Raw genomic sequence first — 19,932 nt, forward strand, 5'->3', positions numbered from 1 at the left:
CTATACTGTTCGCGTCAACCGTCTTCCCCGTGCCGTTGGAACCGCAGTTGGCCCTCTGACGGCTTCTCCATCCAACACTGCAAGGAGTTCGAAAATGTCCATCCGCATTGGCGACGAAGCACCGGATTTCACCGCCGAAACCACTGAAGGCACGATCAACTTTCACCAATGGATTGGCAATGGCTGGGCCATCCTGTTTTCCCATCCGAAGGATTTCACCCCGGTCTGCACCACCGAACTGGGCTACCTGGCCAAGCTCAAGCCGGAATTCGACAAGCGCAATACCAAAGTCCTCGGACTGAGCATCGACCCGGTCAGCGACCACAACAAGTGGGTCGGTGACATCGAGGAAACCCAGGGCACTGCCGTCAACTATCCGCTGATTGGTGACGAAAACCTGGTGGTGGCCAAGCTCTACGACATGATCCACCCGAACGCCAGCGGCGGTTCGCGCACGGCGGTGGACAACGCCACGGTGCGGTCAGTGTTCATTGTCGGCCCGGACAAGAAGGTCAAGGCCATGCTGATCTACCCGATGAGCGCCGGGCGCAATTTCGACGAAGTGCTGCGCCTGCTCGACTCGCTGCAACTCAATGCCAAACACACCGTGGCCACCCCGGTGAACTGGCGTCCGGGTGAAGACGTGATCATCCCGACATCGGTCTCCGACGAGGATGCGAAGAAGAAATACCCTGACGGCTTCAAGACCCTGAAGCCTTATTTGCGCACCGTGGCGCAACCGAAGTAACCGCTTCGGCAGCACGGTCACCCCGAAGCGGGCCTTCGGGGTGACCGATGGTCGGTACGACCTTCCTCCCCACGTTCTTCAGAAATTCGCTATCCGGTCGATACAGCGTCAAGGACATGAGCTTTTTCGAAGGGAGCGTGAAGATGAGCCGTCTGCGTATTTCTATCGCAATGGGGCTGCTGGTCAGCCTGAGTGGAACCTGTTTCGCCTCGCCAGGCGTTATCGCTTTGCGTGGGGCCATTGTGGAATCGCCTTGCCCGGTTTCGACGTCGGCTGAAGGGTTCGCCCTGCATGGCTGTCCTGCCAGGACTGCCGGCCAGGACAGCAGTGCCCACAAAGTGCAGCCACTGCAATCAGTGCGCTCAATCGACGGTTCGACCGCCCAGGTCAAGCTGATCGGCGAAAACAGGGCAGAGGGGGGTGTGCTCCGTCAGCAGTACGCCTTGGTGGACGGCAATGGACGGGCGCTGACCTCGGGCAATTACGTGGTGACCCTGACTTACCCGTAATGCTGTTCATTCAAGAGATAGAGCGAGCAATCAGTAACCTTTGGCGAGGGTGAACAACGCGGCGCGGTCGAGAAACTCGCGGCGATTGATCAGGCCGTGGGCGTAGTCGTCATAGAGCTCCAGCAATGGCGGGGCAAAGTCTTTCGCGCTGAGACGGGTCATCGATGCGCTTCCTTTTCGGCGAATTGAACACGATCCTGGTGGGGCCTGCTGGCGGGAACGAACTTAATGAGGCGGAAAACATGGCCATGGCAGGAGACGCGAACCCTGTGGGAGCGGGCTTGCCCGCGATAGCGGTATGTCTGATACGTGGATGCCGGATTTGCCGCCATCATCGCGGGCAAGCCCGCTCCCACAATGTGCGCGGCGAAGGTAGCGTGTTCATTTCAGGCACCGCGCGCCGACCTTCGCCACTTGTGCATCCTGCTCGGCCTTGACCCCGGACACCCCGACCGCGCCAATCACCTGGCCGTCGACGATGATCGGCACGCCGCCTTCCAGGGACGTCAGTAAGGGTGCCGACAGGAAGGCATGGCGCCCGCCGTTGACCATGTCTTCATAGCCCTTGGATTCGCGCCGGCCCAAGGCCGAGGTGCGGGCCTTTTCGGTGGCGATGTAGGCGCTGATGGGCGAGGCGCCATCAAGGCGTTCGAGGGCCAGTGGATGGCCGCCGTCATCGACCACGGCAATGGTCACTGGCCACTGGTTGTTTTGCGCCTCCTGCCGGGCGGCAGCGAGGATCTGGCCGACTTCGGCCTGACTCAGCATGGCTTTGCTTTTCATGGGGTTCTCCTGGGCTCGTTAAGGCAGGGCGGCTTCGACCAGTTCGATCCAGTGCCGGACCGGGGTTCGACCGGCGCCATCAAGGTGCGACTGACAGCCGATATTGGCAGTGACGATCACCTCGGGATAGCCGCTTTCCAATGCATTCATCTTGTTGTCGCGCAGTTGCCGCGCCAGCTCCGGTTGGGTCAGCGAGTACGTGCCCGCCGAGCCGCAGCACAAGTGGCCGTCGGGCACGGTCGTCAAATTGAAACCCAGGCGCGTCAGCAGCGCTTCCACCGCGCCGCCGAGTTTTTGCGCGTGCTGCAACGTGCACGGGCAATGGAACGCCAGGCGTTGGGCACTGTGTATGCCGAGTTGCTCAAGGGGTTCGTCACGCAACACTTCAATCAGGTCCTTGGCCAGCGCGCTGACGGTTCTGGCCTTCTCGGCATAGGCCGGGTCGCTGCGCAGCAGATGGCCATAGTCCTTGATGAAGGCACCGCAGCCGCTGGCGGTTTGCACGATGGCCTCGGCGCCTTTTTCGATGCTCGGCCACCAGGCGTCGATGTTGTGGCGGGCGCGATCCAGGCCAGCGGCCTGGGCGTCCAGGTGATAGTCCACGGCGCCGCAGCACCCGGCCTCGCGGCTCGACGTGACGCTGATCCCCAATCGATCCAGAACCCGCGCGGCGGCCGCGTTGGTGTTGGGCGCAAGACCCGGCTGTACGCAGCCTTCGAGCATCAGCACCTGCCGGGCATGGCGGGTGGTGGGGCGCGCTTTGCCTGGCGGCGCGCTGCGCGGCAGTTTGCTTTGTAGTGTGCCGGGCAGCAGCGCGCGAAACACCTGGCCGCCGCTGACCAGTCCCTTGAACAGCTCCGCATGCGGCACCAGCGTGCGCAAACCTTCGCGAAGCAAGCGCTGGCCGACCGGGCGCGGCACCGCCGCGTCGACCACCGCGCGGCCGATGTCCAGCAAGTTGTGGTAGTCGACCCCGGACGGGCAGGTGGTTTCGCAGTTGCGGCACGACAGGCAACGGTCCAGGTGTTGCTGGGTCTTTTGCGTGACCTCGTTGCCCTCCAGCACCTGTTTGATCAGGTAGATGCGCCCCCGTGGACCATCCAGTTCATCGCCAAGCAGTTGATAGGTCGGGCAGGTGGCATTGCAGAAGCCGCAGTGCACGCAGGTGCGCAGGATACTGTCGGCTTCCTCGGCACGGGGCAGTTGGCGGGCGCTGTCGCTCAATGTGGTCTGCATGGTTCAAAGCTCCGCATACAGGCGACCGGGGTTGAAGATGCCCCGGGGATCGAGTTGCTGCTTGAGGCTCTGATGCAGGCGCATCAGCGCAGAGGGCAGCGGCTGGAACGGGCTGTCGGTGAGCCCGTGGCTGAAGCAGGTGACATGGCCGTCGACCTCATCGACGACCTGGCGAATGAACGCTGCTTCGGCGTCGGACTTGAGCCAGCGCTGTGCGCCGCCCCAGTCGATCAACTGGCGGCCGGGCAACGACAGTTTCGGCGTGTTGTTCGGCAGCGACAGGCGCCACAGGGGCTGGTCTTCGTCGAAGAAACTCAAGCGCTGCTCATTGAGTTCGGCCCAGTAAGAGGCGTCCAGCAACTCCCCGCCCAAGCGGTCGTGGGCCGCCGCCACCGAACCTTCACCGCCCTCGAGTCGCAAGTGCAGGCACCGGCCGTCATGGCACGCGGCACTGATCGGCAAGGGTTGCTGGCCCCATTCAGCCAGGCGCAACAGGGCGCGTTCGCTGTCCATTTCCAGGCTGATGCTCAAGGCTTTCCGGGGTTTGGGCAGGACCTTGAGCGAGACTTCGGTGATCACCCCCAGGGTGCCGTAGCTGCCGGCCATCAGGCGCGACAGGTCGTAGCCGGCGACGTTTTTCATGACTTCGCCGCCAAAGCGCAAATGCTTGCCGTGGCCGGTGATCACCCGGGTGCCGAGCACGAAATCCCTGACCGATCCCGACCAGGGGCGACGCGGTCCCGACAGGCCACAGGCAATCATGCCGCCCACGGTGGCGCCATCGCCAAAGGCGGGCGGTTCGCACGCCAGCATCTGCTGCGCGGCGTCCAGTGCTTGCGACAATTCCGCCAACGGCGTGCCGCAACGAGCGGTGATCACCAGTTCGGTCGGGTCATAGCTGACGATGCCCCGGTGCGAACGGGTGTCGAGTATTTCACCCGCGGTCACCCGTCCCAGGAATCCCTTGCTGTTGGAGCCCTGGATGCGCAGGGGCGTGGCGTTTTGCAGCGCCTGATTGACCTGTTCGAGCAGCAGGCTGCTGTCGTCGCAATCGCCGATGCTGTGCATCAGAATCGCTCCAGGTCTGGGAAGGGCACCTGTCCGGCGTGCACGTGCATGGCGCCGAACTCGGCGCAGCGGTGCAGGGTCGGAATATTCTTGCCGGGGTTGAGCAGGCCGCTGGGGTCGAACGCCGCCTTGATTGCGTGAAACAGGGTCAGTTCATCACTGTTGAATTGCGCGCACATTTGATTGATTTTCTCGCGACCGACACCGTGTTCCCCGGTGATGCTGCCGCCGACCTTCACGCACAGTTCCAGAATCCTGCCACCCAGTGCCTCGGCGCGGTCGAGTTCGCCCGGTTGATTGGCGTCGAACAGGATCAGCGGATGCATGTTGCCGTCGCCTGCATGAAACACGTTGGCGACCCGCAGGCCGTATTCCGCCGACAGTGCGGCGATGGCGTGCAACACGCCGGGCAACGCGCGGCGCGGAATCGTGCCGTCCATGCAGTAGTAATCCGGAGACAGACGGCCCACCGCCGGGAAGGCGTTCTTGCGCCCGGCCCAGAAACGCACGCGCTCGGCCTCGTCCCTGGCCTGGCGGACTTCGGTGGCGCCGGCTTGTTCTAGCACTTGGCGTACGCGCAGGCAGTCGTCATGGACATCGGCCTCAACGCCGTCGAGTTCGCACAGCAGGATGGCCTGGGCGTCGACCGGGTAGCCGGCGTGGATAAAATCCTCGGCGGCGCGGATGGCCAGGTTGTCCATCATTTCCAGGCCACCGGGAATGATGCCGGCGGCAATGATGTCGCCGACGGCGTGGCCGGCTTTCTCAACGGAATCGAAGGCCGCCAGCAGCACTTTCGCGGTTTGGGGTTTGGGCAGCAGTTTGACCGTGACTTCGGTGATCACCCCGAGCATGCCTTCAGAGCCGGTGAACAAGGCCAGCAGATCAAGGCCGGGCGAGTCCAGGGCGTTCGAGCCCAGGCTCAGGTATTCGCCGTCGACGGTAAGGATGTCGACCTTCAGCACGTTGTGCACGGTCAGGCCGTACTTCAGGCAATGCACGCCGCCTGCGTTTTCGGCAACGTTACCGCCAATGGAACAGGCGATTTGCGAGGAAGGGTCCGGCGCGTAGTACAGGCCGTAGGGGGCGGCGGCCTGGGAAATGGCCAGGTTGCGCACGCCGGGCTGGACCCGCGCGGTGCGCGCCACGGGGTCGATGTGCAGGATCTGATTGAAGCGCGCCATCACCAGCAGCACCCCTTTTTCCAGCGGCAGCGCCCCACCGGACAAACCGGTGCCGGCACCGCGGGCGACCACCGGCACCTGACGCTCATGACACAGGCGCAGCACGCCCTGGACCTGCGCGATGTCACGGGGCAACACCACCAGCATCGGCGTCGTACGGTAGGCCGAGAGCCCGTCGCACTCGTACGGCTTGAGTTCTTCCTGCTGATGCAGTACTTCCAGGCCCGGCCACTGCGTGTGCAGCGCCTGCAACAACCCGGCCTTGTCCACGTCCGGCAGCACGCCATCGACGCGTTCATCGTAGAGAATGTTCATGGTCGCTTTACGATACTCCCTTCGTGAAAAGCCCGGACGATGCCCGGGCATTTCGAGGCTGGCCAGGGCCTTGGGCGATCAATGGCCGCCCACCACCATATGGCTGAACGGCGCCACATAAGCCTGCAATGTCACCAGCCCGCCGACCAGGATCGCCAGGACGATCGAGTGGAAGAACACGTAGCGCAGGATTTCCCCTTCATGGCCGTACCAGCGGGTGGCGGTGGAGGCGACCACGATCGACTGGGCATCGACCATCTTGCCCATGACCCCGCCGGAGCTGTTGGCGGCGGCCATCAATACCGGGCTGAGCCCCAGTTGCTCGGACGTGACCCGTTGCAAGCCGCCGAACAGCACGTTGGAGGCGGTGTCCGAGCCGGTCAGGGCGACGCCGAGCCAGCCGAGCAGGGTGCCGAACATCGGGTAGAAAATCCCCGTCGCGGCGAACGCCAGGCCCATGGTGGCGTCCAGACCCGAATAGCGCGTGAGAAAGCCCAGGGCGAGCATGGCGGTGATGGTGATCAGCGAATAGCGCACCACCCACAGCGTTCGCAGGTACTGGCTGATCAGCTGCGGGATGCTGTAACCCATCAGCAATCCGCCGAGAATCGCCGAGAGCAGGATGCCGCTGCCGGTGGTGGTGAACCAGGTGAACTTGTACACCGCGTCCTCGGTTTTCGGTGCCGGAACCACCGGCGGCACCTTCTCGATCTGCTGGTGGATGGTGGTAAAGGTCAGGACCGGCGCGAACAGTGGATTGGCTTCACTCAACGGCTTGCCCTGGGGGTCGAGCTTGGCCGAATGGGTGGCCGGATCGATCGCCGGGCGCGTGTCGAACAGGTTCTTGAAGCCCTGGGTGCCCCAGGCGAAGACGAAGAGGGTCAGGATGATCCACGGCATCCACGCGCGCATCACCGCTGGCTTGGCATCGCTGGCAAAGGTCGCGGTCGGTTCGGGTTTGGTCTCGTGTTCGGTATCGATTTTCGAGTTGTCGACCCGTCCGGACAGGGCAGCAGAGGTGTGCACCGTGGCCGGTTTCCAGACCTTGAGGAAAGCGGTCAGGCAGGCCATGGAAATCAGCGCGGCGATCACATCCACCAGCATGGGCCCGTGATAGTTGGACACCAGGAACTGCGGCACGGCGAAGGTGACCCCGGCCACCAGGATCGCCGGCCAGATTTCCAGCATCTTGCGCCAACCGGCGAAGGCCCAGATCAGCCAGAACGGCACGATCACCGAGAAGAACGGCAGTTGCCGGCCGACCATCATCGACAGCTCCATTTCATCCAGCCCGGTGACCTTGGCCAGGGTGATGATCGGCGTGCCGAGGGCACCGAAGGCCACCGGCGCGGTGTTGGCGATCAGCGCCAGGCCAGAGGCCGCCAGCGGTGAGAAGCCCAGGCCGATCAGAATCGCCCCGGTCACCGCCACAGGCGTGCCGAAACCGGCCGCCCCCTCGAAGAACGCGCCGAAGCAGAAGGCGATCAGCAACAGTTGCAGGCGGCGGTCGTCGGTGATTCTCGCCAGGGAATCCTGCAGCACTTTGAACGAGCCGTTTTCGGTGGTCAGCCGGTGCAGGAAGATGATGTTTAGCACGATCCAGCCAATCGGCAGCAGACCATTGGCGGCACCGTACAACGCGGCCGACCCGGCCATGTTGGCGGGCATGCCGAAGGCGAAGATCGCGATCAGCAAGGCGGAGGTGAGGGCAAGCAGCGCCGCCAGGTGCGCCTTGACGTGAAAAAACGCCAGGGAGGCCAACATCACCACCACCGGCACGGCCGCCATGAGGGTTGAAAGCACCGGGTTATTGAACGGATCGTAGACTTGCTGCCAGACCATGTTCCACCTCTGCTTTTTATTGTTGGAAGAGCAGACCCCTGAGGGGAGGTGGCTTTCAGTATAGGAGGCATTACGCCGCTGTCAGGGGGAGCCTCCGGTCCTGCGGAACAGCGCTATTTGTCGTGGCTGAGCTAGCATGGCGGATAGGGTCCACATCCAGTACGGAGAGGAATGCCGCAATGACTGAGCGCCATCTGATTCACAAGGAAACGCTGTCGAATGGATGCAGCATCGAGGTCAAGGCCGAAATCCTCAGGGACGGCTCGCTGGGGATGTTCATCGGTGTTTACCGGCCGGACGGCACGGTCATTGAAGAGAACCCTGATCCCAAGCCGCACATGCTGGACATGGAAGCGGCGATGGATTGGGGCATCGATATTGCCAAGGGCATCGGCAACAGTCAGAGGACGTTGTAGAGGTGGGTGCCGCACCGTTGCGCAGGGCACAAAACCCGTAGGAGCGGGCAAGCCAGCTCCTACGGGTCGGTTACAGGTCGTAGAGGGTCGGTGGCCTCAAGGCTGTTGCAGCGTTGCGCCGGTCACTCCCGTCGCTTTGGCCTTGGGTTTGGAGAACTTCCACGCGTCACCCGCCGGCGCCGTGCCCTTGTCATAAGGTTTGCCCAGCAGCATGTAGACCAGCCCGGCGCCCATCACCACCAGCGTGGTCAGGATCATCGAGTAGTTGATGTACCACGCGGCATCTGGCGAGCGCGGCCAGACCATGTTGACGATGGCGCACACGCCGTAGACCAGCGCAGCCAGGTTCACCCACAAGCCCCAGGCGCCGAGGGTGAATTGACCGTTCGGACGCCAGCCCTTGGCCCGGGCGATTAACGCTGCGACCACGATCAACTGGAAGGCCACGTAGATACCAATCGCGGCGAAGCCGACGATGGTGGCCACGGCATCGGCCATGAACATGCCCAGGCAGACAATTGCTGCCGGCACCAGGCCACTGACCAGCAGGGCGAACGACGGCACATGGTTGGCCGACAGGCGCTTGAACAGCGAACTGCCGACGATCATTTCGTCGCGGGCATAGGCGAACAGCAACCGGCTGGCCGCCGCTTGCAGGCTCAACACGCAGGAGATGAACGACACCATGACCACGGCCATGACCAGGCGGGAACCGACCGGGCCGAAGGCATTGGCCAGGATGGTGGCGACCGGGTCGGTGTCTTCACCGGCCAGGACCTTGGCCATGTCCGGCACCGAGAGAATCAGCGCCAGGCAGGCAAACATCGCCGCCGCACCACCGATGTAGATGGTCATGCGCATGGCTTTGGGAATGCGCTTGCCCGGGTTCGGCGTTTCTTCGGCGACATCGCCGCAGGCCTCGAAACCGTAGTACTGGAACAGGCCGGCCAACGACGCCGCGAGGAATGCCGGCAGGTACGAGCCATTCACCTCGAGGTTGAAGGTGTTGAACAGCACGCTGAGCGGCTGGTGACGTTCGAAGATCAGCAGGTAGCCGCCGACCAGAATCGCGCCGACCAACTCGCACAGAAAGCCGAACATCGCCACCCGCGCCAACAGTTTGGTGCCCACCAGATTCAGCGCCGTGGAGAGCAGGATGATCGCCAGGGCGATGAGGATGTTGGACTCGGGACCGGGCTTGAAGCCGAGCATGATCGCCAGGTAAGGCCCGGCACCCACCGCGACCCCGGCGATGGTCGCGCACAAGGCCCAGGCATACACCCAGCCGACCATCCACGCCCAGCGCTTGCCCACCAGCCGGCGGGCCCAAGGGTACACGCCGCCGGAAATCGGGAATTGCGATACCACTTCACCGAAGATCAGGCACACCAGCATCTGCCCGGCGCCGATCAGCAAGTAAGACCAGAACATCGGCGGGCCGCCGGCGGCCAGGCACAAACCGAACAGGGTATAGACGCCGACGACCGGCGACAGGTAGGTAAAGCCCAGGGAGAAGTTCTCCCACAGGCTCATGCTGCGATTGAAATCCGAACTGTAGCCGAGGGCGCGGAGCTGTTCCGCATCCTGGTCGTCGCTGACGCTTGCACGCGCGTTAGGTGAGCCACTCATGTTATTTCCTCATTATCAATGGCAGTGATTGGGTTCTGACCTTTGTTTCGCCACGGCTCCCTTGCAGGAGCGAGCTCGCTCCTGCAGGGATAAAGGCGTTATTTTTCTTAAGCCTGCTTTGTCACTTCGCTGTCGCGCCCGTCGTCGTATTGCGACAACCACTGCACCGCCGCATCGCGATAACGGCTGAAGCCCTTGTAGTCGACCAGTTGCTGATCCAGGTCGCGCAGCACCCGGTGCATGCGCCGGGCCCAGGCCGGGTTGGTGGCGATGTCTTCGAGGCTGAGCAGGTAGGTGCGGATCGGGAAGACGATGGCGTTGCTGCGCGGCAGGCGATGCAGCGGTTGCAACTCAATGCGCAGGTAAACCAGTTTGCCGGCATTTTCCGCGGTCACGATGGTCCGGTCCGGTGCCCATTCCGGCAGGCTTTCGGCCGAGACCTCGAGGCGCGGGTTGACCGTCAGCGACCAGTTCAGACGCCGCACCGGATGCCCGGTGCGCAGGCGCAGCAGGAACTTCAGCGCACGGTTGAGCATGCCGATTTCTTTCACCAGCGGCACCGGGCCGTGGAATTCTTCCCAGCTCATGCCGAGGTTGAAGCGCAGCGAATAATCGGCGCGCTGGGTGGCGATGCCCGCTCCCCAGTACAGTGTGCCGTCGCGCTCCTCTTGCAACACCCAGTCGCCCTGGGCCTGGCGGGTCACGTACTCCATCGGCTCGTAGGGAAGGGTGGCCGGGTCACCGAAGGTGAAGCGGTCGTCAATGTCCAGCAAGCGGTTGGTCCAGTGCCACTGGCGGCCTTCACGCTCCAGGCTGAAGTACTGCGGGTAGTCCCGGGCGTAGGATTCCATGATCAGTTCGAGCAAATCCCATTGCGCCTCCATCATGTGCGGCGCCGAGACATAGTGCATGCCCGGGTCTTTCTCCAGGGTGATCGCCCGGTCGCGGCATTCGCTGATGTAATGCTCGTCGATATCGAACGCGGCGCGGAAGGCACCGTCTCCCACCGAGACATGGGGCTCGAGGTTCATCGAGTACATGTAATTGTCATCGGGAAACGGGAAGGGCGCGCGGGCGATGCATTCCGGGCTGTTGGCGAAAGTGTAGTCGTCGCGGTAGGTTTCGTCGGGATTGAATGGGATGTTCATTGTTTTTTTTCTCCGTCGATCAGAGGTCGATGACCAGGCGATTGCATTTGGCGCGGGACACGCAGGGCATGATTTTCTTGCCGCTGGTTTTGTCCTCGTCGGACAGCCAGTCATCGGTGTGCAGCAGCTCGCCGTCGAGCTCCAGCACCTCGGTTTCGCAGTGGCCACAGGCGCCGCCACGGCACAGGTAAGGCATGCTGTAACCGGCGGCTTCCACGGCTTCGAGCATGGTCTGGTCGGGCGAGACCTCGATGGTCGCGCCACTGCGGCCGAGGGTAAAACTGAAGGCTTCGCCGCCACTGCTTTGCTCCAGGAAACGTTCGAAGTGCACGTGGCTGTCGGTCCAGCCCAATTCGCGGGCGCAGGCCAGGGTGGCATCGATCATGCTGTCCGGGCCGCAGGCGTACACGTGACTGCCGAGCGGGCGATCGGCCAGGACCCGGCCGATGTCCATGCGCGCTTCGATGCCCTTGCGATACAGGTGAACCTTGTCGCCGTAGGTCGCCTGCAGCTCTTTGCCAAGTTGCGCATGTTCTTCGCCGCGCACCGCGTAGTGCAGCTCGAACGGCACCTTGCTCAGGCGCAACTCCTCCAGTTGGGAAATCACCGGGGTGATGCCGACGCCGCCAGCGATGAACAGATGCAGGCGTGCCTGTTTGATCAGCGGAAACAGATTGACCGGCGGCGTGACTTCGATCAGATCGCCTTCATTGACGCTGTCGTGCAGGGCCACCGAGCCGCCGCGACCGCTTTGCACGCGACGTACGGCAATCTGGTAGCTGCTGGTGTCGTAGGGCGAGCTCAGCAGCGAGTAAGGGTTGCGCAAGGTGTTGCGGTCGTTGGCGATCAGCACCACCACATGGCTGCCACCGGAGAACGCCGGCAAGTGCTCGCCGGTCGGTGAGACCAGGGTGAAGCGCTTGATTTCCGGGGTCACCGATTCGATTCGGGCCACGCGCAGATTTAAAGTCCCAGTGTTCTGGCTCATGTGTCGAGCTCCTCGGCGGGCGGCAGTTCGCCCGGTACTTCGGCATCGGCCTTGACCGCCTGAAACGCTGCCAGCCGCCGGGAATAGTGATCGCGCACCACCAGCGTCAGGCCGCAACCGGGGCAGTCGTAGACACGTTGGGTGACGTTTTCGGTATAGGTGTCGCAGTGCACGCACCAGACCCTGCGCACCAGCGTGCCGGAATGTTCGCGCAGCACTTCATCGCGATTGAGGTCGTAGCGGGTGGCCACTTGCATGGCGCTGCCCAGGAAGCTTTCCGACCCGGCGAGGTACAGACGGGTGCCCATTCGCGCATCGAAGAGCAGGTCGTTCAGGTCATCGATCAACGCCTGGTTGCTGGCGTACAGCTTCAATTGATGGCCTGGATGCTCCTGCAATTGAGCGACAAAGTCCTGCCCGGAAAAGGATTCGCGGGAATACAGCAAGGTGATGGGCCGGTCCAGGCCGGCCATTTCGTCGAGCAGGCGCAACATGGCGCGCCCGCCACTGCCTTGCCCCGCAATGATGTGCCGCGTACCGCCCGGCAGCGGTTGCAACTGGTCATAGACCGGTCGGCTTTTGATCCCGGTGATCAGCATTCTTGTTTTTTCTCCTGACTATCGGCTCGGCTGATGAAAGCCGGCTGTGATGCAACGCCCAACGACGGTGGGTTGCGATAGCAGGAGCACAGGGCGTGCCAGTTATTCAAGTTATTGAAATTAAAGGGTTTTATTGTTTGTCGAGGATGGCTTTGGGGTAAAAATAACGATGGGTGTAGGCATTTTTGCAGCATTCAGGCGGGAAGCCACATCACCCCCTGCAGGCGTGAGCGTGCACCCACAGGGTTGTGTGTTGCGGGAATCAAGGCATCAGTCACGCTGCAATTTGCGAATCAACGTACCGATATCGATGCCCAGATGCTGCGCCGCCTTGCGTTTGCTGCCGCACAGTTCCACCGCCTCGAGGATGACCTGGCGTTCGAACTGCTGGACCTGAAGTTTGAGGTTCTGCTCGGCGCTCTGATCGGTGGCGCCCTGAACGACGGAGGGCTTCAGTCGTTGCGCTTGCAGCAGCTCCGCGGGCAAATGATGCTCTTGCGCCTCGTCGTCGGCGAGAACCGCCAGGCGTTCGAAGATGTTGACCAGTTCGCGAATATTGCCCGGGAAGTCATAGCTCATCAGACGCTTGCGGCAACCGGCCGACAGGCTCAGGGAAGGCTCGCGATCACCGTTGATGCGGCTGAGCAGGATGTCGATGAGAAACGGCAGGTCATCGCGATGCTGGCGCAGTGGCGGGATTTCCACCGGCAGCACGGCCAGGCGATAGTAAAGATCGGCACGAAATTCACCGGTGCTCACCAAGTGGCGCAGATCCTTGTTGGTGGCCGCGATCACTTGCACTTGCACGGTTTTGCTCAGGGGCGAGCCGACCGATTGAATGGTGCTGTCTTCGAGAAACTTCAGCAACTTGGCCTGTACATGCAAGGGGATCTCGCCGATCTCGTCGAGGAACAGCGTCCCCCCGGAGGCCGCCTCGATGTAGCCTTGCTTGCCGCCCTGCAGCGCGCCGGTAAAAGCGCCGCGCTCGTAGCCGAACATCTCCGACTCGAACAGGCTCTCGGGAATGCTCCCGCAGTTGACATGAATGAACGGTCGATCACCCCAGCCGGCCGCACGGTGAATGTGTCGGGCAATGGCCGTCTTGCCGACGCCGGGCTCGCCCAGGAGCAACAGTCGCGCGCGCCGGCGGAACGCGCGCACGCCGGTGTCGGCGATGCTCGACAGTTGAGGCGAGAGGTGCAGGGCGTTGTCCTGCGGGTCGCGCAGGCCTTGCGGTTCCGCCGGTCGATTGCCGAGTGATGCCCGCCGTTGCGGCTGGCTGCCGTCGAAGTCTTTCTGGGTCAGCATCCGGAACGGTTTTTCGTAGGCCCCGGTGGGGATGGCATGGGTGCTGCTGAGCAGCACGCGGCCTTCCCGGGAACGGGTCAGGGCGCTGTTGCCTCCGCGATTGAGCGCAGCCAGCAAGTCGTCGTAATTCAGGGCCGAGCGCTGGAAGAAATCGCGCTCGGACAACCCGATGGCTTGCTGTTTCGACAAGCGGTTGACCCGCTCGGCGGCGAGGTTGAGAAAGCGCACCCGACCTTCGCCGTCAGTGATGATCAGTGCTTCGCTGAAGCTGTCGAGCAAAGCGTGCAGTGCCGGGGTTTCCAGCAAGGCACCCAGCACTTCACTGCTGGCATTGACCGAAGAGCGCATGCCCATCTGCAACGAGGGCGGCAGGTTCGAGTCCTTCATGGATGCAAATCCTGGACGCGACGCCCCTGGCATTCGCGAAACACCGCCACCCGCCACGCCACGCCCTCACGGACCAGGATGCGCGAGCAGTGCACATTGAAATTCCGGTCGCGCCCATGCAAATCAGGTAGCGGCAGGCTGTGCCAGGTGCGTTCGGGCAAGGCCATGTCCAGCAGCAACTGTGCGATCCCGGCGCCATGGGTGATGCCGAACGTGTCTTCGAACGCCGCATTGCGCCACTGCGGCTGCAGGTGTTCATCGATCACCAACACGGCGTCGGGCACGGCATCGAACACCCGGCGCAACGCTTCGATGCGCTGCTCGGCGTCGTGCTGCATGCGCAATTCCTGGCTGACGTCGCGAATGCTGCCCCACATCCGCAGCAGTTGCCCGTTGATGATGGTTGCCCGCACATCGTTTTCGACGTAGGCCGGCGAGCCATCGTGGCGACGGTCCACCGAGAGGGCGCAGTCGACGCTGAACCCGGCCTCGATCAAGCGCCGCACGAATGCTTCGTTGGCCGGGCTGCGAGGCCAGTACAGGCGGACGGGCTGCTGATTGAAATCGACATCCGACGGCATCTCGTAGACATCGGCCATGGCGCGGTTGCACAGGCGCCAGTGGGAGTCGTTTTCAAAGACCTGGCGGACAATTTCGTCCGGGGTATTGTTGATGTTCACCGCTTCGGCGAATTCGATGCACCAGTACGCCACCTTTGCGCTCTGCAGCATCTGGCTCATCACTTCGTTGGCATTGTGCATTTCCCGCAGCCGGTGGCCCAGCGATCCGAGGGGGATTTTCACCAGGTGCAGGCGCGCCGGTTGCACGGTCCGCCATTCCAGCAGGCCACTGGCGATCACGTGCAGCAGGCCGCCATTGTGGCGAATCAAGGTGAGCTCCAGGCTCGGGATGAGTTCGTCGGCAGGCGGGTTGGCGAACAGCGACTGCAAGGCACGCACCGACTCGACGCTGAAAATGCGTTCGATCGGTTGCGCCAGCAGTTCCTCCAGCGCATAGCCCAATTGATCGCTCAGGCTGGCGGACAGGTTGAGCAGTTGCCCGTCGGCGCTGACGGTGCTTGCGAGGGGCTGGGCTTTCTTGGCCAGCAAATTCAGGATATCCATGGATGGATCGGCTCGATATTGGCGTTTGAGTATTTGGATACGGCACATTGCATGCCAATCGAAACGCTTATAAACATTGATGTTTACGAAGGCCTGTCTGGCTGAGTGCTGTGATAATGCAGCAGTTTATGCATATTTACAGCACTTTGCCGGGCCGGACACGCTATCCGATGAATGACCCTGTCGCGGCTGATCGCTGGAGCGGTGAGGGCGATAGCATTTTTCCATCCAGCCAGGTGTTTCCCAGGATGAAATCGGTCTAAAAACGCCGCCCCATTGCCTGAGTGCTTTGCTAATCTGAAGTTGTAGGTGAAAACGCAGACTGATGCGCAAGCGGTTAGCGAGGAGGCGTGGGGCGCGCTCCGAAGGGTACACGGTTAGAAAGATCTCCGCGCTGAGATCCAGCCCTTATGCCGTGTGAAGCAGGACAGTGTTTAGTTGCATCATGGTTACATGACTGTTCTGTGGGAGGCCTGATAAACCTTGTAAGCCAGAGACCAGCGCTGGCCACCTACTTAACCTCCGAAGCCCGCCTTGAGCGGGCTTTTTAATGCCGTTCACGCATTCCTGCAGGAGCCAGGCATAGGTAACGCAATACCTGTAGGAGCGAGCCTGCTCGCGATGGACTCAAATACGCCGCGTTTAACCAGGCCACACGCATCATCGTTGACGACCCTCGCCAGCAGGCTGGCTCCTACAGAGGGATGTACCCAGGCATAGGCAACGCAATTCGACTGGCAGGGCTCGCCGGCTGTGCTAGCGTCTTGAGGTCAACCCTCATTCGCGAGCTCCCTCCATGGACGAGACTATCGTTAATGTCACCACTGCCAAGTTCAACGCCCTCATCGCCATCGTTCAGGCCTACGGGGCCGCTTTCGCGGTCAAGATTCTCACCGCTATCGCGTTCTGGATCGTCGGGCGCTGGCTGATCGGCTTTGCCGTCCATATGGTGCAAAAGGCCCTGGGCAAGCAGAAGGTCGACCCGACCGTGTTGCGCTATGTGGGCTCGGCGATCACGGTGACGCTGAACATCATCCTGGTGATCGGCATCCTCGGTTACCTCGGCATGCAGACCACCACCTTCGCCGCGCTGCTCGCCGCGGTCGGTCTGGCGATCGGCATGGCCTGGTCGGGGTTGTTGGCCAACCTGGCGGCTGGTGCCTTCATCATTGTCCTGCGCCCGTTCAAGGTGGGCGATTTCATCTGCGCTGGTGGGGTAACAGGCACGGTCACCGAGATCGGCCTGTTCGCCACGGCGATCAATACCCCGGACAACGTGCTGACCCTGGTGGGCAACAACAAGATCTTCAGCGACAACATCCAGAATTTCACCCACAATCCCTTCCGCCGTGTTGAACTCAAGGCACAGCTGTCCGGCGCCGCCGACTGGAAGGCGGCGGCGGCCTTGCTCAAGGAGAAAATCGCGACCCTCCCCAACGTGCTCGCCGAGCCGGCGGTGGATGTGGAGATCCTGGAGTTCAATCTGGTAGGGCCCGTGTTGGCGGTGCGTCCTTATTGCCACAATGAGTACTATTGGCAGGTGTATTTCGACACCAATCGCACCATCAAGGATGCCCTCGGCGAGGCGGGCTTCCCGGCACCGATGCCGGCGCAAACGGTGATTTTCCAGCAGGGCGCTACCTTGCCCGGAGCACTGACCAAGGAATGACGGCGTCAGTTCGATTGCGGTCATGGGTACCGGGTCGCAATCGACTTCATGCGGAGCAGGATCAATAAATGCAGGATGTTCGCCCCAACCCAACGCTGACCCTGGAATATTGTGTCGAACGTCCGATATTCATGGATTTCTTGCAACACGCGAACCGTACACCCGATGCTACCGCTGTCATCTCCCACGATGCATCGTGCAGTTATCATCAACTTGAGCGCATAAGCCGGGGCATTGCCGGCTTTCTGATCGAAAAGGGCGCCCGCGAGTCAGACCGGGTGGTCATCGTTTCCAATCGCTGCGCGGGCCTGGTCTACGCCATGCTCGGCGCGTCGCGGGCCGGGTTGACGTTCAGTGTCGCCGACATGGCCTATCCCGCTGCGCGCATCGACCAGATCATACGTATCCTGCAGCCCTCGTTTGTGTTGCTTTGCGGCGGGGCGACCTTCGATCCCGGGCCTGTACAACCGGGGCAGGGCACTGCTCATCCGCAGGTAGTGCAGATTCCCGAATCGCCTGACGAATCCCTGCAAGCGTTTGCCATTGCTCCAGATGATTTGCCGGACGTCGACCCGGCTCATCCGGCCTACATCACCTTCACATCGGGCAGTACCGGTGAGCCGAAGGGGATTGTCACCCACCATGCGCCGCTGGTTCATTTCATCGAGTGGCATACCCGGCATCATTCGCTATCGGAAAACGATTGCTTTTCCCTGTTGTCCGGACTGGGTCATGACCCCGTCTACAGGGACGTCTTCACGCCGCTGTCCATCGGCGCGAAAGTGGTCATTCCGGCGCAGTCGCTGGTTATCGATCCATCGGCCCTGGCCACATGGCTGCATGAACATGCCATTTCGGTCATTCACCTGACGCCGCCCCTGGGCAAGCTCATTGAAGCGGGCGCAAAGATCAATGGAAACCGATTCAACGATTTGCGCTACCTGTTTTGGGGTGGCGACGCCCTGAGCGATACCTTGTACGAACAGATGCGCGTCATTGCGCCCGATGCAAAGAGCGTGAACTTCTACGGTACGACGGAAACGCCACAGGCCATGGCGTTTCACCCGCTCGATCCCGCCGCCGACAATTCGCGGATACCGCTGGGCAAAGGCATAGACGGGGCACAACTGCTGGTCGTGAATGACGCCAGTCAGTTGGCCGGCATTGGAGAAGTGGGGGAAATCCTGATTCGCAGCCCTTATCTGTCATTGGGTTACTGGGGCGACGCGGCGAAGACCCGGGATAGTTTTGTGGTCAATCCCTTTACCCGTCTCCCGGATGACATTTGCTACAAGACCGGCGACCTCGGCACCTACCTTCCCGATGGCAGTGTCATGTTTCTGGGGCGGGGTGACAGTCAGGTCAAGATTCGCGGGCACCGAATCGAACTGACTGAAATCGAGGGCGCCATTTCGCGCCATCCTCGAATCAAGCAGTGCGTTGTGCTGGCGGCGAATGACCGTTCCAGCGTGAGGCTGGTGGCCTATTGCGTTTCAACCCAGCCTGTTTCGTCGGTTCAATTGCGCGAGCATGTCAGCAAGGCACTTCCCGACTACATGGTGCCGGCGTTGTTCGTGTTTCTGGACGCCATTCCACTGACGCCCAATGGCAAGATCGATAAGCGGGCGCTCACTGCAGCGGGCGCTTCGACGCAAGCGGCGTCCCCGGGCTCGGACCAGAATCTGTCGCCGATCGGGCTCAAGCTGGCGGACGCCTGGTCTGCAATCCTCGACGTCCCGCATATCGACGCCAACCTGTCGTTCGTGGAGCTGGGCGGCGATTCGCTGTCGTTCGTCCAGGCGTCAATGGTCCTTGAGCGGTTGATCGGGCATCTGCCCGAGCGATGGGAAATGCTGCCGGTCCGTGATCTGGGTGAGTTGGCCAATACCGCCAGACCGTCGAGGCTGGCCGTTCGGGCAATGGAAGTTCCCGTGTTGCTGCGGGTCATGTCCATCGTGATGATCGTTGTCGGGCATTTTCAACTGTTTAAGGATTGGGCGTTCTTCGGCGAAACGGCGGTGTTGTTCGTCGTGTCCGGTCTCAGCCTGGCGAGGTTTCAATTTCAAGCCATCAATGAACGCGGTAACGCCAGTACGCTCGTCAAGTCCGTGGCCACTATCGCAGTGCCCACCGTCCTGTATACGTTGTTGACCCAGGTGCTTTTCGACAGGTTTCACTGGCAGTCCGTGTTGATGATTTCCAACTGGTTTGCCCCCAATGACATCGGCTACTTCACCTATTGGTACGTTGAAGTGCTGTTGCAGATGATCGTGATTATCGGGCTAGTGTTGTCGTTCGAGCGCGTCAGGCAAATCATCCTTTCCAATCCGTTCCGTTATTTGCTCATGGCGTCCTGCCTGTTGGCGGTGGCTGATCTGTTGATCAGTCTGTATGTGTTTGATGCTTCAGCGCTCGATAACCGGGTGCCGCAGCATTTCCTGGCGATCATGGTGCTCGGCATGGCCATTCACTATGCCGACTCCACCCGGCGCAAATGGATGGCCAGCGCGGTGGCGGTCATTGTGGTGGGCGGGCGAGATTTACTGGAGTTCTACGGGCATGGCTTGCCTGCGGTTGGCATGAGCGAATACATCGATGTGGCGGTGCCGGCGGTGCTCGCGGTGATCTGGATCCGCTCGGTGCCCGTGCCAGGACTCATCGCGCGTGGGCTCGCCGCCATCGCGGCGTCAACGCTGTACATCTATCTGACGCACTTCCAGTTCCAGTCCGTGGCCCGTCGCCTCAATGACAGCCCTGTACTGGCCGTGGTGATCGCCATCGTCGGCGGGATCGTGGTCGGTTACGCCTGGAACAAGTTCGTGCGAATCGTGTTGATGCGCTTCAACGGCGCCGAGAAGAAGCGCCGTGCGCAAAAGATTGAGCGGGTGGCCTGACGCCGATGTTTTCGTCAGGTCGCCACTTCACGACTATCCTGATTTCCATGTTCTTGATGCCGTTGCGCTTCGTTAACCGGAGCCA

16 protein-coding genes and 1 pseudogene are annotated in these 19,932 nt (G+C 61.8%); 5 read left to right on the plus strand and 12 right to left on the minus strand.

Going from position 1 to position 19,932, the window contains the following annotated elements:
• Positions 1 to 94: 94 nt before the first annotated feature.
• Positions 95 to 748, plus strand: a complete 654-nt coding sequence (locus ACX3YD_RS27760; RefSeq protein ID WP_103404838.1) for a peroxiredoxin — start codon at positions 95 to 97, stop codon at positions 746 to 748.
• Positions 749 to 891: 143 nt separating this feature from the next.
• The gene (locus ACX3YD_RS27765; RefSeq protein ID WP_458961557.1) at positions 892 to 1,257 is read left to right on the plus strand and encodes a type 1 fimbrial protein; all 366 of its coding nucleotides are present in this window, start codon (positions 892 to 894) and stop codon (positions 1,255 to 1,257) included.
• 48 nt (positions 1,258 to 1,305) lie between these two features.
• Here ACX3YD_RS27765 and ACX3YD_RS27770 read toward each other — a convergent pair.
• From ACX3YD_RS27770 to ACX3YD_RS27795, 6 genes and pseudogenes are all read right to left on the minus strand, one after another.
• Positions 1,306 to 1,419: pseudogene (locus tag ACX3YD_RS27770) on the minus strand (YghX family hydrolase); the annotation flags it as partial.
• A 219-nt stretch (positions 1,420 to 1,638) separates the two neighbouring features.
• Positions 1,639 to 2,040: a heme-binding protein gene (locus tag ACX3YD_RS27775; RefSeq protein ID WP_130209020.1), complete on the minus strand. Its 402-nt coding sequence runs from the start codon at positions 2,038 to 2,040 to the stop codon at positions 1,639 to 1,641.
• An 18-nt stretch (positions 2,041 to 2,058) separates the two neighbouring features.
• On the minus strand, positions 2,059 to 3,276 hold the full coding sequence (glcF, locus tag ACX3YD_RS27780; protein WP_458961558.1) for a glycolate oxidase subunit GlcF: 1,218 nt from the start codon (positions 3,274 to 3,276) through the stop codon (positions 2,059 to 2,061).
• Between the two features lie 3 nt (positions 3,277 to 3,279).
• The gene (gene glcE / locus ACX3YD_RS27785) at positions 3,280 to 4,344 is read right to left on the minus strand and encodes a glycolate oxidase subunit GlcE (RefSeq protein WP_458961559.1); all 1,065 of its coding nucleotides are present in this window, start codon (positions 4,342 to 4,344) and stop codon (positions 3,280 to 3,282) included.
• The gene (gene glcD, locus ACX3YD_RS27790; RefSeq protein ID WP_458961560.1) at positions 4,344 to 5,843 is read right to left on the minus strand and encodes a glycolate oxidase subunit GlcD; all 1,500 of its coding nucleotides are present in this window, start codon (positions 5,841 to 5,843) and stop codon (positions 4,344 to 4,346) included. Before glcD ends, glcE begins: the two co-directional genes overlap by 1 nt.
• Positions 5,844 to 5,921: 78 nt before the next feature.
• On the minus strand, positions 5,922 to 7,685 hold the full coding sequence (locus tag ACX3YD_RS27795; RefSeq protein ID WP_458961561.1) for an L-lactate permease: 1,764 nt from the start codon (positions 7,683 to 7,685) through the stop codon (positions 5,922 to 5,924).
• A 179-nt stretch (positions 7,686 to 7,864) separates the two neighbouring features.
• Between ACX3YD_RS27795 and ACX3YD_RS27800 the strand changes: the two genes are divergently transcribed.
• Positions 7,865 to 8,101 carry a hypothetical protein gene (locus ACX3YD_RS27800; RefSeq protein WP_047527965.1) on the plus strand — a complete coding sequence of 79 codons (237 nt, stop codon included), beginning with the start codon at positions 7,865 to 7,867 and terminating at the stop codon, positions 8,099 to 8,101.
• A gap of 96 nt (positions 8,102 to 8,197) precedes the next feature.
• Here ACX3YD_RS27800 and ACX3YD_RS27805 read toward each other — a convergent pair whose 3' ends face one another.
• The 6 genes from ACX3YD_RS27805 to ACX3YD_RS27830 form a co-directional block, all read right to left on the minus strand.
• Complete coding sequence (locus tag ACX3YD_RS27805; protein ID WP_103404831.1) at positions 8,198 to 9,730, minus strand: APC family permease; 1,533 nt, start codon at positions 9,728 to 9,730, stop codon at positions 8,198 to 8,200.
• A 107-nt stretch (positions 9,731 to 9,837) separates the two neighbouring features.
• The gene (locus ACX3YD_RS27810; RefSeq protein WP_458961562.1) at positions 9,838 to 10,878 is read right to left on the minus strand and encodes a heme-dependent oxidative N-demethylase family protein; all 1,041 of its coding nucleotides are present in this window, start codon (positions 10,876 to 10,878) and stop codon (positions 9,838 to 9,840) included.
• Between the two features lie 19 nt (positions 10,879 to 10,897).
• Positions 10,898 to 11,866 (minus strand): PDR/VanB family oxidoreductase, encoded by a 969-nt coding sequence (locus tag ACX3YD_RS27815; protein WP_103404830.1) that lies wholly within the window; start codon positions 11,864 to 11,866, stop codon positions 10,898 to 10,900.
• Positions 11,863 to 12,465, minus strand: a complete 603-nt coding sequence (locus tag ACX3YD_RS27820) for a dimethylamine monooxygenase subunit DmmA family protein (protein WP_047527973.1) — start codon at positions 12,463 to 12,465, stop codon at positions 11,863 to 11,865. The genes ACX3YD_RS27815 and ACX3YD_RS27820 overlap by 4 nt, the downstream gene beginning before the upstream one ends.
• A gap of 270 nt (positions 12,466 to 12,735) precedes the next feature.
• The gene (locus ACX3YD_RS27825; RefSeq protein WP_458961563.1) at positions 12,736 to 14,160 is read right to left on the minus strand and encodes a sigma-54 interaction domain-containing protein; all 1,425 of its coding nucleotides are present in this window, start codon (positions 14,158 to 14,160) and stop codon (positions 12,736 to 12,738) included.
• Positions 14,157 to 15,284 (minus strand): PAS domain-containing protein, encoded by a 1,128-nt coding sequence (locus ACX3YD_RS27830; RefSeq protein WP_047527975.1) that lies wholly within the window; start codon positions 15,282 to 15,284, stop codon positions 14,157 to 14,159. The genes ACX3YD_RS27825 and ACX3YD_RS27830 overlap by 4 nt, the downstream gene beginning before the upstream one ends.
• Positions 15,285 to 16,080: 796 nt before the next feature.
• On the opposite strand from ACX3YD_RS27830, the gene ACX3YD_RS27835 reads away from it, so the two are divergent.
• Both ACX3YD_RS27835 and ACX3YD_RS27840 read left to right on the plus strand, forming a co-directional pair.
• The gene (locus ACX3YD_RS27835) at positions 16,081 to 16,953 is read left to right on the plus strand and encodes a mechanosensitive ion channel family protein (RefSeq protein ID WP_103404828.1); all 873 of its coding nucleotides are present in this window, start codon (positions 16,081 to 16,083) and stop codon (positions 16,951 to 16,953) included.
• 68 nt (positions 16,954 to 17,021) lie between these two features.
• Positions 17,022 to 19,847 carry an amino acid adenylation domain-containing protein gene (locus ACX3YD_RS27840; protein WP_458961564.1) on the plus strand — a complete coding sequence of 942 codons (2,826 nt, stop codon included), beginning with the start codon at positions 17,022 to 17,024 and terminating at the stop codon, positions 19,845 to 19,847.
• Positions 19,848 to 19,932 lie beyond the last annotated feature (85 nt).

The organism is Pseudomonas fluorescens group sp. PF-1, assembly GCF_054481335.1.